The sequence below is a fragment of the Streptomyces microflavus genome (genome assembly GCF_014650075.1).
Lineage (GTDB): Bacteria > Actinomycetota > Actinomycetes > Streptomycetales > Streptomycetaceae > Streptomyces > Streptomyces microflavus.
Genome location: NZ_BMUG01000004.1, coordinates 674975 through 690455 on the forward strand (window position 1 = coordinate 674975; position 15481 = coordinate 690455).

Sequence of the window (15481 nt, forward strand, 5' to 3'; positions counted from 1 at the left end):
GGACTATTCACGGTCTTCCGCGGTGGAGCGGCGACGCATGGCGAACAGCAGTCCGCCACCGGCGAGGACGACGACGGCGATCCCGACCCCGATGAGCACTCCGGTGGAGGAGCCACCGGAGTCGGAGGAACCGGACGAGGAGGCCCCGGCGGCCGGCACGGCCGACCACCAGCTCCAGTAACCGTCCTGGCCGTAGATGTTGCCCGCGGCCGACGGCATGGTGGTGATGGACTTGATGTGGTCGGTGCGGTAGGCCTCGACGGCATTCGGGTACGCCATGACGTTCATGTACCCGGTGTCGTACAGCCGCGACTCCAGTTGCCGGACAAGATCCGCCCGCTTGGCGGGGTCGTACTCCGCCAGTTGCTTCTTGTAGAGCTCGTCGTACTGCTTGTCGCAGATGAAGTTGTCGGTCGCGGCCGACTCCTTCGCCTTGGACGGCAGCGCGGCACAGGTGTGGATCGACAGGACGAAGTCGGGGTCGGGGTTGACGGACCAGCCGTCGAAAGCGAGGTCGTACTCACCGGCGTACCAGGGGTCGGAGACGTTGTCGAGGCAGTCGACCTTCAGCCCGATGCCCTGCTCGCCCCACCACTCCTGGAGGTACTTGCCGATCGCCTTGTCGTTGGGGTCGGTGGCGTGGCAGAGGATACGGAAGTCGAGCGGCTTGCCGTCCTTGCCGACGCGCTTGCCCGCGCCGTTCTTCTTGTACCCGGCCTCGTCCAGCAGGGCGGCGGCCTTCACGGGGTCGTAGGAGAGCTTCTGACCGTCCGACGGCTTCCAGAAGTAGTCGGAGAAGCGCGGCGGGATGTACCCCTCGCCCTCGACGGCGTGGCCCTGGAAGACCTTGTCGATGATCGTCTTGCGGTCGACCGCCATGAACAGCGCGTGCCGCACCTTCTGGTCCAGCAGCGCCGGGTGGCCGTCGCCGAACTTCTTCCCGTCCTTGGTACGGGCTCCGGGGTTGACGGCGAGCGCGAAGAAGCGCCGGCCCGGGGCGTCGTTCACCTTGATGTCCGGGGCGCTCTCCAGCGAGGCGGACTGGGCCGGGGTCAGGCTGGGGCTGCCCGCGACGAAGGACACCTCGCCCTTGCGCAGGGCGGCGACGGCCGCGTCCTGGTCCTTGTAGTAGCGGAAGACCAGCTCGTCGAACTTGGGCGACCCGCGCCAGAAGTCCTTGTTGGCCTTGAGCTTCACGAAGCTGTCGACCTTGTAGTCCGTCAGGATGAACGGGCCGTTCCCCACGACGGGGAAGTCCTTGTCGTTGTTGAACTTGGAGAAGTCACCGACCTTCTCCCAGACGTGCCGGGGCACGATCGGCACATCGAGCGCGGCCATCGTGGCCTGTGGCTCCTTGAGCTCGATGACCAGCTTGTCCTTGCTGGGAGCGGTCACCTTCTCGAAGTTGCCGACGAAGCTCCCGTTGGAGGTGGCCGCGCCCTCGTCGGTCATCATCTTGTTGAACGTCCAGGCCGCGTCCTCGGCGGTGGCCTGCTGCCCGTCGGACCACTTCGAGTCCGGCCGGATCGTGTACGTCCACGTCAGCTTGTCGGCGGACGGCTCCCACGCGGTGGCGAGCCCCGGGATCGCCTTGTTGTCCTTGGCGTCGTAGTTGGTCAGGTAGTCGTACATGAGCCGGTGGATGCTCGTGCTCAGCAGCCGCTGGGCGAGGAACGGGCTCAGCGAGTCGACACTCTGCGCCACGGCGACCGTGAGCGTCGTCTTTCCGCCGTCGGCGCGGGCTTCGGAGGGCGCGGGCGCGATCGGGTTTCCCGGGACGACGGCCCCGGCGGTGAGCGCCAGGGCGGCCGCGCCCGAGGCCAGCAAGGTGCGCAAGCGCCTGCCGGGCCGGGGGGTGCGGGAGGAAACTCTTGTGACCATGGACGGGGACCTCGCGTCATCACTCGCTTGAGAAGGCGGGTTGATCTCTGGTTCGCCAGCTGGTGAAGCGAAGGTTTATCAGCGGTCGCGAGGCTCGTCAACGGTCCGTCAAACCGCGTGTGGGCTGCGAAAACAGCCAAAAGGGCCCGCACCGCGCGAGCGGTACGGGCCCTCATTGGTTTAGACCTCTAACGCCTTACTGGTGAGGAGCCTGCGGCGGCTGCGGAGGCGTCTGCTGCCACCCCGCCGGATCCACCGGACCCTGCAGATCGGGCCGGCCTGCGGGGTTGTCCTGACCACCCGGCTGACCCTGCGGCGGGGCGGCCGGGGCCGGTCCACCCGTCTGGGCGTGCGGTCCACCCGGCCGGTCCTGCGGGGGGAGCGGCTGCTGCCACCCGTTCTGCGGGCCGGGCTGCGGGGGATAGGGCTGCTGCGGGGGCTGCGGAGCGCCCGGCTGTCCGGCCGACTGATATCCCCCGTACGGCGGCTGGGGCTGCTGTCCGGGGTAGGGCTGCTGGCCCTGGCCCGGCTGGCCCTGACCCTGGTGCACCGGCTGGCCCTGGTGTCCCGGCTGGCCCGGCTGACCGGGGTGCGGCTGCTGCTGGTAGGGCCGGCCGGGGGCGGGCTGCTGCGGTGCGTACGGCTGCTGACCGCCGGGGCCCGGCTGCTGCGGCGGGTAGGGCTGCTGCTGTCCCGGGTAGGGCTGGTGCTGGCCCTGCGCCGGCTGACCGGGGATCTGCTGACCGGGGATCTGCTGGCCCGGGGCCGGGTAGCCCTGCTGGCCCGGCATCGGCGGGGCGTACTGCGGGGGCGGGTTCTGGCCGTCCCCGGTCCACAGCCCCTGCTGCTGCTGGGCGCGCGCGAAGTCCTCCGCGACGAGGGCCGAGAGGTGGAAGTACGCCTCGCGGGTCTTGGGCCGCATCATGTCGAGGTCGACCTCGGCGCCCGCCGCCAGGTGCTCGTCGAACGGGACGACCACGACACCCCGGCAGCGCGTCTCGAAGTGCTGCACGATGTCGTCGACCTTGATCATCTTGCCGGTCTCGCGGACCCCGGAGATGACGGTGAGCGAACGCTGCACCAGGTCCGCGTACCCGTGCGCCGACAGCCAGTCCAGCGTGGTGGAGGCGCTGGAGGCGCCGTCGACCGAGGGCGTGGAGATGATGATCAGCTGGTCGGCGAGGTCCAGCACACCGCGCATGGCGCTGTAGAGGAGGCCGGTGCCCGAGTCGGTGAGGATGATCGGGTACTGCTTGCCGAGCACGTCGATCGCGCGCCGGTAGTCCTCGTCGTTGAACGCCGTGGAGACCGCCGGGTCCACGTCGTTGGCGATGATCTCCAGGCCGGAGGGCGCCTGCGAGGTGAACCGCCGGATGTCCATGTACGAGTTGAGGTACGGGATCGCCTGGACCAGGTCGCGGATGGTGGCCCCGGTCTCGCGCCGCACCCGTCGGCCGAGCGTGCCCGCGTCCGGGTTGGCGTCGATGGCGAGGATCTTGTCCTGCCGCTCGGTGGCCAGGGTCGAGCCCAGCGCGGTCGTCGTGGTGGTCTTGCCGACCCCGCCCTTGAGGCTGATGACGGCGATCCGGTAGCAGGAGAGGACCGGTGTACGGATCAGCTCCAGCTTGCGCAGCCGCTCGGCCTCCTCCTTCTTCCCGCCCAGCTTGAACCGGGAGGCGGCGGAGGGGTTCCGGCTGCTCTTCGCCTTCTGCTTGCCCCTCACGAGCCGGTCGGAGGAGAGCTCGACGGCCGCCGTGTAGCCGAGGGGCGCACCCGGTACGGAACGCTCGCGCTGGTCGTGCGTGACCGGGGTGGGCCAGGCGCCGCCCGCGCGGGGGTCGACGGGTTGGCCCGGCTGGCCCTGGTGCTGCTGGCCGGGATGGGGCTGGTGACCGGGGTGCGGCTGCTGGCCGTGTGCGCCCGGCTGGCCCGGCTGCTGCTGGGCCGGGATGTGGGGCGGCTGGGGGCGGCCCTGCTGCTGGTACGGCTCCGGCTGCTGCGGGGCGGTCGGGGCGATGGGCGCGGGCAGGTTGGGAGTGGGCTGCGCCGGGAAGGGGGCCGGCTGCTGGTGCTGCTGGTGCTGCTGGTGCTGCTGGTGCTGCTGGTGCTGCTGGTGCTGCTGGGGTGCGTTGGGTTCCTGGGGCGGTTGGGCCTGCGGGAAGCCGTAGCCGCCTTGCGCGCCCTGCGGGGGCTGCTGCTGCTGGTGGTGTTGCTGCGGGAAGCCGTAGCCGCCTGCGCCCTGGGGGGCCTGGGGCGGCAGGGGTGCTCCTTGGCCGCCCTGACCGCCAGGTCCGCCCTGGCCGGGGAGCTGCTGGGGCTGCTGCGGCGCGTGGGGCTGCTGAGGGGCCTGCGGCGGCTGGGCCGCGTGCGGGAAGCCGTAACCGCCGGGGGCCTCGTGGGGCGGCACGGGGGCGGGCCACTGCGCCGCGGGCTGAGGGGCGGCGGGCTGCGGGGCGGCCGGCTGGAAGGCGGGCGGCAGCGGGGGGAGTGCGCCGCCCTCGGCGGGCGCGGACCAGGGCACCGGCGCGGCGGAGGCCTGCGGTCCGGGCAGGGCGGCGGGCGGGGCGTCCTGGGCAGCGGCGTCCTGCGGGGCGCCGTCGGCCTGGACACCTGCCTCGGTGCCGGAGCCGGTGCCGGTCCCCGTGCCTGCGTCGGAATCGGGGGCCTGGTCGCCGTCCGTGCCGTTGTCCGCGCTGTCGTCCGGGGCGGGCACGTCGTCCGTGTCCGCCGGGTCCGGGGCGTCGGCGGAGTCCGCGAGCTTCGGGGCATCCGCGTCGGACGATGTGCCGGTGCCGGTGCCGGTGCCGGTTTCCGCGTGGGGGTCGGGGTCGGCGGTGGCGGAACCCGCGTCCGTACCGTCGGCTGCCGTCGAGCTCGTCTCCGTACCGGAGGAGGCCGAACCCGCCTCCGTACCGGAAGAGTTCGCCGCTGCCTCGCGCTCGGCGATCTCCCGCTGGAGGGCGGCCGGGGAGAACCGCATCGTGGCGCCGCTCTCCACATCGCCACCGCCGAACGGACCCGGGGCACCGGCCCCCTCGCCGGACGCGACCGGAGGGTTCGTCGCCCCCGGAACGACAGGCCCGACCGGATCGGCAGCCGGAGCGGCCGTCTCCGGAGCAGCCGACTCGGCCGCCGTCGGCACGGCAGGCTCGACGGGTGCCGGGGCAGGTGTGTTCGCGGGCGGAGCTGGAGGGGCGGGGGCCCAGTTGGGGTCGAAACCGCCCTGGGGCGGCTGCCCGGGCACGGACACCGGCGCCCCGTGCGGCGGCGGAGGCGGCGCCAAGTGGGAGCCGGCTCCCCCCGACGAGTCCCCCGCCGCGTTCTGCGTGTACCAGGCGGGAGGGGTGTAGTCGATGGTGAACTCACCCGTCATCTCGGCGGGATCCGCGTCGGACGACTCGTCGACGGGCGTGTTCCATCCGCCGCGGGTCTCGTCCCGATCGCTGTTCACTATGCCTCCTGGTGTGGTCGAGCACCCTTGTGCCGTGGTGGGTGGGGGCGACCGGTCTCATGGGCCCGGTACGCCCGGCTCTCCCCCTTGCGACGCGCACAACCCGCTCGCAGGTTTCTTCTGCCGCGCCCCACCCACCCTAATCGCCATCGGGCGAACTCCGGCAGGCCGTATCGCACGGCAAAGAACACCCCCCGGGCCACCTGCCGCTCACCGGCGAACCGAGTAGGGCAGAAGCGGAAGAGAGAGGCGGTCAATTCAGGTGATGTACGGACACGGCGAAGGGTGGCCGCCCGGTCGGGCAGCCACCCTCGCACCGCATACGACGCCTACTTGAGGTCGAACTCACCGTCGCGGGCACCCAGGACGAACGCCCGCCACTCCGCCTCGGTGTACCGCAGGACGGTGTCCGGGTCCAGGGAGGAGCGCATCGCGACCGCACCCCCGGGCAGATGCGCGATCTCGACCCGCTCCTCGACGTCCTCGGTGCCGGGTGCGCTCAGCCACTCCACGCCCGAGATGTCGAGAGCGTAGAGCTCGTCCTTTTCCTGCTGGGTGCCCATGCCGGCGTCCCTTCCGATCGAACTGTCGAACTGTGTGTCGTTGCGTGGTCCATGCTCCCTGGTGGGAGGGGCACATGTGATGCGAACGGGAGAGGAATCAGTCCATCCGGCGAGCTGTGCCCAGCAGTCCGGTCTCCGCGTCCGTCGCACTCGTCATCACCCAGTGGTGGTCCCGGCCCGCCACCCAGAGCGTCACGCCGTCCGCCAGCGTCGGCAGCGCCTCGCTCTCGGCCCGTGCGAGCCCCAGGATCCGGCCGATCTGCTCCGCCTCGTCGGGCGAGACCCGCTGGATGCCCACGAGCGCCGAGGAGCGCATCAACCGGGGCGCCACGGGACTCAGATAGGGCAGCAGCGTCAGCACGGACTGCCAGGGGGAGGAGATCACCCGGCCGCGCGGCGGCCGCATGCCGCAGTCGCGGATCACCACCACGGGGCTGCCGACCGTCGCCCCGGTCGGCGGGACGCGCCCCACGTCGTACAGGGAGACGCACTCAAGTCCGGCGCCCGCCGCCTGCGCCAGCGTCGTCCAGGCCTGGACCCGCCCGGTCTCGACCGCCACCCGGGCACCCGTCCCGGCGGCGCGCAGCGCCAGCACCTGCGCCGTCCACAGGCCACCGATCAGCGTGACGTCGTACGGGACGGGCCGGTGGAACCCGATCAGCTGCGGGCGCCCCTCCGCGTCGTCGCCGATGATCACGCCGTCGTCGCCGACCGGGAGCGACAGGGCGCCCAGATGGCCGGTGAGCACGGTATGGCCCGCGTGGCGGGGGCCGAGCAGTCCGCGCCTGGCCCCGATCCGCTCCGTCACGCCGCCCGCCACCGCTGCTCCGCCTCTCCTCGATCCGCTCCTCACTGGGCTCCTCCCAGCGGGAGCGTCGCCAGCACACCCGGCAGCTGTTCGCGGTCCAGCCGGGCCAGACCCACCTTGGCGTGCCGGGCGGCCTGCTCCAACGTCCTTCGTACGCCGACCAGTTCGGTGTCGGACCCGCCGGTCACCCGGACATGGCCGCTCACGCTCGTCTCGCCCTGCCGCTCCCCGCGCCGCACGGTGAGGCTGAAGGTCGTGGCGTACGCGGGGACCGACGTCAGCAGCGCGACCAGCTGCGGGAGCGGCGTCGCGCCCCGGCCCAACTCGGGCCAGCGGTCCACGGCGTACGTGGTGTGCCAGCGGTCGTCGCACCGCCAGACCCGCGAGGTCTCCATCGTGCGCCGCTGCGGTGCGGCGTCCGGGCGCCCGGCCCGGCCCGACAGCAGGGGGTTGGCGCAGGCGGAGGTGGCGACGGCCGCGTTCAGCTCGTCCTGGTCCAGCACCACGGCCCGGAACCCGGCCCCCGTGATCCGGCTCGCCACATGGTCCGCGACCCGCACCAGGCAGCGCTGGGCCCCCTCGATCCCGCCGCCGCGCGCCTCGATGGCCTCCCGGCACAGCTCCGGATCCAGCTTCACCGCGACCCAGGTCATCCGCAGCGCGGGCGCCCCGGTCTTGTCCTGGAGCGGCCCGTACGAGAGCCGGGCCACCGACTGCTGCGGCAGATGCGGGGCGGGAGCGGCGCGTACCTGCTGCACCAACTGCGCCGACTCCAGCACGATGTCGTCGACCTGGAGGGCGTCGCCCAGCAGCGACAGCGGGAGCGAGCGGGCGCCGAACGCGGGCCGCAACGCCTCACCGCTCGCCTCCACCCGCACCGCCGCGGTCAGGAAGGTGCCGTCGCCGAGCATGCCCACCGTGCGGTGGTTCCGGTCGACATGGATGTGCGGGCCGAAGCCGGGGACGTTCTCCGCGACCGGGGCCAGCATCGGCTCCACGTCGGCGGCCGTCGCCGTCGCCGCCCGCCGCCGGGCCCTGAGCGTGAGGGCGCCCGACAGCCAGTCCTGGAGCGCGCGCCCCCGGCGGCGTACCACCGCGAGCAGCACCAGCAGGACGACGAGCACCCCGGCGGGCACCAGCCACGCACCGCCGAGCGCCGCACCCACCACGGCCACCGCGAGCGCCGCCTCCACGATCACCAACTGGCGCAGCAAGGGCCGCACCCGGCCGGTCCGCGCGGTCGCGCGCAGCGTCGTGGCCGCGGGAGCGCCGGCCGCGGTGGCGTTCGACGTGGTGGCGGGGGCGGTGGCGGCCGGCTCGTTGCTGCGTTGCCGACGGGAAGGCCCGGGGGTTCTGCGGCCGGACCGCCCGGTACGCTCTCGCGTAGCTGCACCCATTGCCGCGTTGCCCCCTCGTGTCCGTATTCACCGTTTTTTGCACGGGTGTTGACCGGGTGGTCACCCTACCTGAGCAGTGGGGGCCGAGCCCCTGCGGGCATAGTAGGGGGCCGGTGCGACACCAGGGGCCGACGGTGCGTGTGGCACCCTGGTCGACCACTGGGGAGAAGGGGCAGCGGAACATGGCATCACGGCGGGATGAACTCAACGCCTACACCTTTGCGAAGCGGAGGTTGATCGCACAGTTCCTGCAACCCAACCCGACCGGCTCCGAGGAAGGCGCACCGCGCCCCCTGCGCGCGGTCGTACCGGGAGCGATCATCGGCGTCGTCGTCCTCGCCGTCTTCGGCGCCTGGGGCATGTTCAAGCCGGTGGCCCCCAAGGGCTGGGACAACCCCCACGAGAACGTCATCATCGCCAGCAAGTCCACCACCCGTTACGTGGTGCTGGAGACCGGCGGCAAGAAGCAGCTCCACCCCGTCCTGAACATGTCCTCGGCCAAGCTCCTGCTCGCCCAGGACAAGGGCAAGGTCGTCAACGTCGACGAATCGGTCCTGGACAACGGCACGATCCCGCACGGCGCGACGCTCGGCATCCCCTACGCCCCCGACCGGCTGCCCGACCCCAAGGACGCCGGAGCCGCCAAGCGATGGGCCGTCTGCGAACGGCCCGGTGAGGGTGGGAGGGCCATCCAGAAAGCGGCCTTCGTCCTCGCCGAGCGCGAGGAGAAGAAAACGGACGACAAGTCGAGGCTGCGCGGCGGCGAGATGATGTACGTCGAAGGGCCCGACCGGACCCGCTATCTCGTGGACGCCACGGGCAAGGCGTACCCCGTACCCGACGACGAACTGCTCCTGCGCACCCTGGTCGACCAGAACTCCGAGCCCCAGCGGGTCTCCACCGCCTGGCTGGCGACGCTGCACAAGGGCGACCGGATCACCTTCCCGGCCCTGGACGGAAATCCGGGCGACCCCGCCAACGTGCCGGGCACCCTGGACACCGACGCGAACAGGGTCGGCATGGTCCTGGCCGCCACCGCCGGAACCAGGACCCAGCAGTACGTCGTCCTCCCCGGCAGGGTCGCCCCCGTCTCGGACTTCATCGCCAAGCTCCTGCTCAGCAGCCGGGACCTGGACAAGCTCGGCCAGGCCGGCCGGGAGAAGCCGGTGGGCGCCTCCGCGTTCTCGCCGGGCCGGGCTTTCGGCGCGGAGCTGGACTGGCCGGTCCACGAGGCGAAGGCCGTCAACTCCCCCGACGTCACGAAGGGAAGCCGGAACACCGTGTGCAACGTCCTGCGCGACGTCGACGCCGACAACGGCGCCACCACCCTCTCCACCTGGGTGGGTACGAGCTTCCCTGCGACGCTCCCCACGGGCTCCTCCAGCGCCTACGTCACCCCCGGATCCGGCGAGTTCTTCCGCCAGTTCCAGGGCTCGAAGACCGACGTCGGCTTCCTCTTCCTGGTCACCGACACGGGGCTGCGCTACGCGATGCAGTCCAACAGCGACAGCGGTCAGGACGAATCCGGCATCGGTGCCTCCGGCTCGAAGAAGGAGCGGGAGGCGCGCCAGCAGGAGGCGCAGCAGGCCCAGAACCTGCTCGGCTACAAGGACGTCGACCCCACGCCGGTCCCGGCCGCCTGGTCCACGTTCCTGCCGACGGGCCCGCGGCTCTCCACCGGCGCCGCGAGCCAGCCGCAGGGCTCGTGAGGAGCGGCAGGGACATGACGCGCCCCACGATGCCGCCGCCCCGGCGTCTTCTGACCGCGGCGGCCGCCACCGGAGTCCTGCTGGTCGCCCTCCCGGTCCCTCCGGCCGCTGCCGACGACGCGACCCAGTGCACGTTCCCGTCGAAGAAGTACCCGGGCCGCCCCTGGTCGTTGCAGCGCGTCCTCATGGACGAACTGTGGAAGCAGTCCACCGGGAAGGGGGTACGGGTGGCCGTCGTCGACACCGGCGTCGACGTGAAGAACCCCCAGCTCACCGGCGCCGTGGACGTCAAGGCGGGCCGCAACCTGATGCGGAAGGACCTCAAGGACGCCAACGGCGGGAAGCTCGAACGCGGCAAGGAGAACGGCACCACGGACACGGTGGGCCACGGCACCAAGGTTGCCGGCATCATCGCCGCCCGCGAGACGAAGGGCACCGGCTTCACCGGCCTCGCCCCCGACGCGACGATCATCCCGATCCAGCAGAACGACGCCGACGGCAACGGAACGGCGGAGACCCTGGCCCAGGCCATCCGCTACGCCGCCGACACGGCGAAGGCCGACATCATCAACATCTCCCAGGACACCGCCGACGCCCTTGAGCCCACACCGCTCCTGAAGCAGGCGGTGGACCACGCCCTGGCCAAGGACATCGTGGTCGTCGCCTCGGCGGGCAACGACGGCATGGGCGGCAACGTGAAGCCGACCTACCCCGCCTCGTACGAGGGCGTCCTCGCCGTCGCCTCCTCCGACCGGAACAACGAACGCGCGTACTTCTCCCAGGGCGGCGGCTTCGTCGGCATCGCCGCCCCCGGCGTGGACATGATCTCCACCGTCCCCGGCGGCGGCCACTGCGCCGACAACGGCACCAGCTTCTCCGCCCCTTACGTCGCCGGAGTCGCCGCGTTGATCAAGGCCAAGCACCCCGACTGGACGCAGCGGCAGATCGTGGCCCAGATCCAGCAGACGGCGGAGCGCTCGGTGGCAGGCCACGACCGCCATGTGGGCTGGGGCGTCGTCGACCCGGTACGCGCCCTAACCGAGGACGACAAGCCGATCGACCGCCCGGTCGCCCGCGAGGGCATGAGCAAAGGCGAAGCCCCGACTCCGGCCCAACTCCACCTGGGCGAAACCGCCGACGAACGCAACGCCCGCCTCGCGACGTACGTCGTCGTGGGAGGCGGTGTCCTGGTGGCCGCGATCGCCGGTGCGGCAGTGGCGGTACGGGACATGCGGCGCCGCGCGAGACGGCTGACGGGCGGTGGCTGACGGGTGGAAGTGCCGGCCGCCACATGAGACAAGTCACGTGGCCGCCAACCCAATTGGCCCGGCGCCACGCAGTGACTAGAGTTGCCGGATGAGATGGGCTCGGATCGCATCAGTGCGATAGCAACGCGGAACGATCCGAGCAAACGGGGATGCACAACGGGGAGGACGGCATTGTGACCGGTCCAGGCGGTGGTGGCGGTACAGGCGATCTCAGGCGCGGAGTAGGTGCGCTGGAGACATTCAAGAAGCGGGTGGACGCCCTGCTCACGGACCTCGCGGGTTCGGCGGCGGGCAGGTCGAAGGTGGCGGCCCAGTCGGTGTCGCGCGCCTCCCTGAGCGGCCCGAACGCCCGCTTCGCCGAGGCGGACGGGCTCTACACCCAGTACAACCGCGTTCATGAGTCCCTGGTCTCGCTCTCCAAGTCGCTGGGCGACCAGATCGAGTACCTGAGCCTGGGCGTGCACGCGGCGGCGGTCGGCTTCGACAACGTGGACGACGACACGAGGCGGCGCTTCCACGAGATCCAGACACGGATGGACCGGGAGCGCGCGGCAGCCGTCAAGGAGAAGCAGCGCACCGACGACGACGGGTACGAATCCGGGTGGGGAGCGAAGTGAGCGACGAGAAGCAGCCGGAACTGACCCCGGCCGAACAGCAGAAGCAGGACGAAGGACGCGTCAAGACCCAGCTCGTCGTCACCGACGCGACGGAGCTGGGGAAAGAGGTCCTGAGCCTCTTCATGCCCGGCAGCGTCCCCAGAGCAGGCCGTACCTCGTTCGAGGGACACGAGCTCAACGCCATCATCGACCTGGTGGAGAACTCCAACCCGGCGGACCTGGAGAACGCGGGCGAGGCCCTCTGGAAGGCCAGGGACGCCATCCGGAGCGCGGCGAAGGAGCTGGGCGACCACATCGACGGGGTCGACTGGCAGGGCGATTCCGGCGAAGCGTTCCGTAAATGGGGCAAGGGCCTGGTCACCCACGCCACGAAGCTCGGCGACTTCGCGGACGCGGCGGGCACGCAGATCACCGTGGCGGGCACCGGCCTGGCATCGGTACGCAGCTCCATGCCGCCGCGCGACCGCCGGATGATCCAGAAGGATGTGGACGACATCCTGTTCCCGGCCCGCACCGAGACGAACCCGGAGTACGCGGCGGCCCTCACGGTGGAGAAGAACCGCCAGGAGGCGATCAACCAGATCAACCGGCTGGCGTCGTACTACGCGGTGTCGGAGGAGGTGCTGGCGGGGCAGGAACCGCCGCGGTTCGACATGAAGCTGGGCGTCGATGTGCCCAAGCCTGAAGGCGGGGAGAGATACCCCTCCTCGTCGAGCTCTTCACGAGCAGGTGCTGATGATCTTTCGGGCAGCCGTGCGGTTCCAGGCATTGCAGAGCGCACAACCGTAAGAGAGCCCGGCGATGTGACTTCATCCAGCGGGCGTTTTCCGGACGAAGTCATCGGCTCGACGCCCGTGCTGGACAGGAGCACGTCGACGGAGATCAACAGCGTCGCGACCCCCACCGCTCCGACTGCGCTCACCGGGCCCACATCTACGCCATCGGTCAGTAATGGGCCAGGACCGGGGAATGCGCCGACGCCGCCCATGGCGCCCGGTTTCGGGAACCCGGTATCGGCAAGCTCATCGCGGTTCACGGGACCTACGGGTGCGCCCAGGTCCGTCGGCCAGGCCGGTGGAGGTCTGGGTAAGGCTTCTCCTGCAGGCGGCGGTGCCACTGCCAAGGGTGCCACCGGCACGCCCGTCGGTAGGCCGAGTCCGATGACCGGCGGGCCAGCAGCAGCGGGCCGTTCCGGCGGCGGTACGCAGCCGCCCATGGCTGGTCGGCCCGGCGTGGTGGGCGGCCGTCCCACGGCGGCCCACGGTGGCACAGCCGCACCGGCCGGCCCTCGTACGGGACAGGGAAACGGCATCGTGGGCGGTACTCCGCAGCGGGCTACTTCTGGGACGTCCGGGGCCGGCGGGGCTCGTGGAGTGCCGCGAGGAACGGTGATCGGCGGACCCGGTGCGAATGGCAGCGCCCCCCGCTCCGGCCAGCGTGGCACGCCTGTCTCGGGTGCCAATGGCGTGGTCGGTGCTCCCCGAGGGACGTCGGGCTCCGGCTCCAAGGGCTTTACCGCTGGTGGCGCAGGCCTTGTGCGTGGTCCTGCCGGTCGGCGGAAATCAGACCGAAAGGACGAGGAGAACACCGGGTCGACTCGTCCGGACTACCTGACGGAAGACGAAGAAACATGGGAGACCCGGCGGCGCGGAGCTGTGCCGCCGGTGGTCGAGTAGTAGTCCCAGGGAAGGTTCGGAAGTCGGGATGACAGCAGGAATGGGCCGGCCCCAGAAGCGTGTACTCGGTGCACTGGCTGTGGCAGCTTCGTGGAGCTTGGTCTTTGCCGGTGTGGCACAGCCTGCCGCGGCTGCGGAGGTGCAGTCCAAGCAGTGGTACCTGAGCGCCATGCAGGCCGAGGAAATGTGGAAAGTCACGACGGGCGAAGGCATCAAAATTGCTGTCATCGACTCGGGTGTCAACGCGGCGACTCCGTCCCTGCAGGGGCAGACCCTCAAGGGATTCGACGCCACCGGGGCCGAGGGAGATGAGAGCGACGATTACAGCGGTCACGGCACGACGATGGCTGAACTGATTGCCGGAACGGGGAAGGGCGGCGGAATCAAGGGCCTCGCTCCCGGCGTGAAGATCATCCCGATGCGCATCGGAAGCAGTGAATTTCAGAAGGAGCATTCTTCTAACGTTCACGACTGGGCGGACGCTATTCGAGCCGCTGCTGACAGTGACGCAAAGATCATCAGCATGTCGTTCGGGAGTCCGTATTCCACGCAGCGAGAGCGCGATGCGGCTAAGTACGCCGAGAGTAAAGGGAAGCTGTTCTTTGCTCCGGTTGGAAACGACGCTAAAGGTCGTAACAGGGAAGAATATCCGGCAGCTTATCCTCAGGTAGTAGGTGTCGCTTCGGCGGACCGAAAGGGGAAGGTGGCGGAATATTCGCAGAACGGTAATACGGTGGATGTTGCCGCCCCCGGAAAAGAAATTCCGAGGTGGTGCGACAACTCCTTCCAGAGCTACTGCGACGGAGACGGCGGGACCAGCTCCGCCACCGCCATCGCCTCCGCCTCCGCCGCCCTCGTCTGGTCCGCCAACCCCGACTGGACCGCGAACCAGGTTCTCAACGTCCTCTTCGACACGGCCGGAAGGGACTGGGAGAAGGGCACTCTCAGCAAGTACCTGGGCCACGGCCTCATCCGCCCCGCGATGAACATCCTCAAGGGCAAGGGCGATCCCGGAGACCCGGACATCAGCCCGCTCACCGAAGAGCGGACCAACGGCTCCCCGGCTTCGCCCGCCCCCTCCACGCCCTCCGCCTCCGCGTCCCAACAGCCCACCCAGAACGAGAAGGCCGACGAGGCCGTCGCCGCGGGTGACGGCAGGGCGGCGTCGGACGACGGCGCCCCGGTGAGTCTGATCCTCGGCGGCATCGCAGTCGTCGCCGTCCTCGGGGGAGTGGTCTTCGCCGTCGTCCGCAGACGCGGATCGGCCTGACCGCAGGTTCCTCACATGTACCGGCCGGCGATCCATGCCGGCTTACAGAATCAACTGGAAGGAAAGGAAGGCCATGTCGGCAGACCAGAAGGTCTCAGCTGCTGCCCTACTCAAGCTCGAGAACGCCCTCACCGAGAGGTTCGACTCGGTGAAGGGTCAGCTCCAGCAGCTGCACGCGACGATCGACAGCCTGGAAGGTGCCTGGAAGGGCATCGGGGCCGGCGAGTTCAACAGCAAGCAGGCCGAGGTCAACAAGCGGATGGTCAGCATCGGCAACGAGCTGCTCCGCTTCCAGGAAGCCATCAAGGCCGCTCGTACCATCTCGGGCAACACCGAGGACGAGATCAAGGCGGCCCTCATGGGCGTGGATGTCGTCGGTGGTTACTCCGGCGACGCCGCGGCCACGGCCCGCACCTCGAACCTGAACAACTTCTGAGCGGTATTCCGCAACTCGACTGAAGGAGGACCACATGGCCAACAACGACGGTACGACGGTCGTCACTTATGCCAGCCTCGACCTCGCGGCCGGGGCGATCGACCGTCAGGCCAAGCAGCTCGACCAGGACCTGAAGGCGATCAAGTCCATGATCGCCTCGGTCTCCGAACTGTGGGAGGGCGAAGCCAAGACGGCCTACCGCGATGCCCAGCAGCGGTGGGACACCGAGGCGACCGGCATTCGGGAGAACCTCTCCCAGATCTCTCGCGCCGTGCGCGAGGCGGAGGCGGCCTACCGCAGCGGTGACAAGCGGGCGGCGGCGAACTTCCTCTAGCCGATCCGGCTAGGCAGCTAGCTAGCTAGCAAGCAAGCCAGCCAGCCAACAAGGCAGAAGCAGCACATCAG

Annotated in this window: 12 protein-coding genes; 7 read left to right on the top strand and 5 right to left on the bottom strand. The window is 70.4% G+C overall.

The features are described 5' to 3' along the window. Positions 1 to 3: 3 nt before the first annotated feature. The 5 genes from IE264_RS15270 to eccE all read right to left on the bottom strand — a co-directional run bounded on the left by IE264_RS15270 (position 4) and on the right by eccE (position 8100). Positions 4 to 1881 (bottom strand): ABC transporter substrate-binding protein, encoded by a 1878-nt coding sequence (locus tag IE264_RS15270; protein ID WP_032757378.1) that lies wholly within the window; start codon positions 1879 to 1881, stop codon positions 4 to 6. Between the two features lie 196 nt (positions 1882 to 2077). Continuing rightward, positions 2078 to 5332, bottom strand: coding sequence for an SCO5717 family growth-regulating ATPase (locus tag IE264_RS15275; RefSeq protein WP_032757377.1), 3255 nt, complete (start codon positions 5330 to 5332; stop codon positions 2078 to 2080). 329 nt (positions 5333 to 5661) lie between these two features. After that, positions 5662 to 5895, bottom strand: a complete 234-nt coding sequence (locus tag IE264_RS15280) for a DUF397 domain-containing protein (RefSeq protein ID WP_015611831.1) — start codon at positions 5893 to 5895, stop codon at positions 5662 to 5664. Positions 5896 to 5992: 97 nt separating this feature from the next. Then, positions 5993 to 6703 (bottom strand): hypothetical protein, encoded by a 711-nt coding sequence (locus tag IE264_RS15285; RefSeq protein ID WP_031124539.1) that lies wholly within the window; start codon positions 6701 to 6703, stop codon positions 5993 to 5995. Positions 6704 to 6744: 41 nt separating this feature from the next. Continuing rightward, positions 6745 to 8100: a type VII secretion protein EccE gene (gene eccE / locus IE264_RS15290; RefSeq protein WP_032757376.1), complete on the bottom strand. Its 1356-nt coding sequence runs from the start codon at positions 8098 to 8100 to the stop codon at positions 6745 to 6747. Between the two features lie 182 nt (positions 8101 to 8282). Between eccE and eccB the strand changes: the two genes are divergently transcribed. From eccB to IE264_RS15325, 7 genes are all read left to right on the top strand, one after another. Continuing rightward, positions 8283 to 9809 carry a type VII secretion protein EccB gene (gene eccB / locus IE264_RS15295; protein WP_032757374.1) on the top strand — a complete coding sequence of 509 codons (1527 nt, stop codon included), beginning with the start codon at positions 8283 to 8285 and terminating at the stop codon, positions 9807 to 9809. A gap of 14 nt (positions 9810 to 9823) precedes the next feature. Next, positions 9824 to 11077, top strand: coding sequence for a type VII secretion-associated serine protease mycosin (gene mycP, locus IE264_RS15300; protein WP_032757372.1), 1254 nt, complete (start codon positions 9824 to 9826; stop codon positions 11075 to 11077). Between the two features lie 149 nt (positions 11078 to 11226). Next, the gene (locus IE264_RS15305; protein ID WP_032757370.1) at positions 11227 to 11694 is read left to right on the top strand and encodes a DUF2563 family protein; all 468 of its coding nucleotides are present in this window, start codon (positions 11227 to 11229) and stop codon (positions 11692 to 11694) included. Next, on the top strand, positions 11691 to 13370 hold the full coding sequence (locus IE264_RS15310; protein ID WP_078657468.1) for a mediator complex subunit 15 domain-containing protein: 1680 nt from the start codon (positions 11691 to 11693) through the stop codon (positions 13368 to 13370). The genes IE264_RS15305 and IE264_RS15310 overlap by 4 nt, the downstream gene beginning before the upstream one ends. Positions 13371 to 13398: 28 nt before the next feature. Then, positions 13399 to 14640: a S8 family serine peptidase gene (locus IE264_RS15315; RefSeq protein WP_032757366.1), complete on the top strand. Its 1242-nt coding sequence runs from the start codon at positions 13399 to 13401 to the stop codon at positions 14638 to 14640. A 73-nt stretch (positions 14641 to 14713) separates the two neighbouring features. Next, positions 14714 to 15076, top strand: coding sequence for a WXG100 family type VII secretion target (locus tag IE264_RS15320; RefSeq protein WP_015611839.1), 363 nt, complete (start codon positions 14714 to 14716; stop codon positions 15074 to 15076). Positions 15077 to 15110: 34 nt separating this feature from the next. Beyond that, positions 15111 to 15410, top strand: a complete 300-nt coding sequence (locus tag IE264_RS15325) for a WXG100 family type VII secretion target (protein ID WP_015611840.1) — start codon at positions 15111 to 15113, stop codon at positions 15408 to 15410. Positions 15411 to 15481: the final 71 nt, after the last annotated feature.

Coding starts and splice junctions, on each gene's coding strand:
- IE264_RS15270 (WP_032757378.1), bottom strand. CDS start 1,881: ATGGTCACAAGAGTTTCCTCCCGCACCCCCCGGCCCGGCAGGCGCTTG.
- IE264_RS15280 (WP_015611831.1), bottom strand. CDS start 5,895: ATGGGCACCCAGCAGGAAAAGGACGAGCTCTACGCTCTCGACATCTCG.
- eccE (WP_032757376.1), bottom strand. CDS start 8,100: ATGGGTGCAGCTACGCGAGAGCGTACCGGGCGGTCCGGCCGCAGAACC.
- eccB (WP_032757374.1), top strand. CDS start 8,283: ATGGCATCACGGCGGGATGAACTCAACGCCTACACCTTTGCGAAGCGG.
- mycP (WP_032757372.1), top strand. CDS start 9,824: ATGACGCGCCCCACGATGCCGCCGCCCCGGCGTCTTCTGACCGCGGCG.
- IE264_RS15305 (WP_032757370.1), top strand. CDS start 11,227: ATGCACAACGGGGAGGACGGCATTGTGACCGGTCCAGGCGGTGGTGGC.
- IE264_RS15315 (WP_032757366.1), top strand. CDS start 13,399: ATGACAGCAGGAATGGGCCGGCCCCAGAAGCGTGTACTCGGTGCACTG.
- IE264_RS15320 (WP_015611839.1), top strand. CDS start 14,714: ATGTCGGCAGACCAGAAGGTCTCAGCTGCTGCCCTACTCAAGCTCGAG.
- IE264_RS15325 (WP_015611840.1), top strand. CDS start 15,111: ATGGCCAACAACGACGGTACGACGGTCGTCACTTATGCCAGCCTCGAC.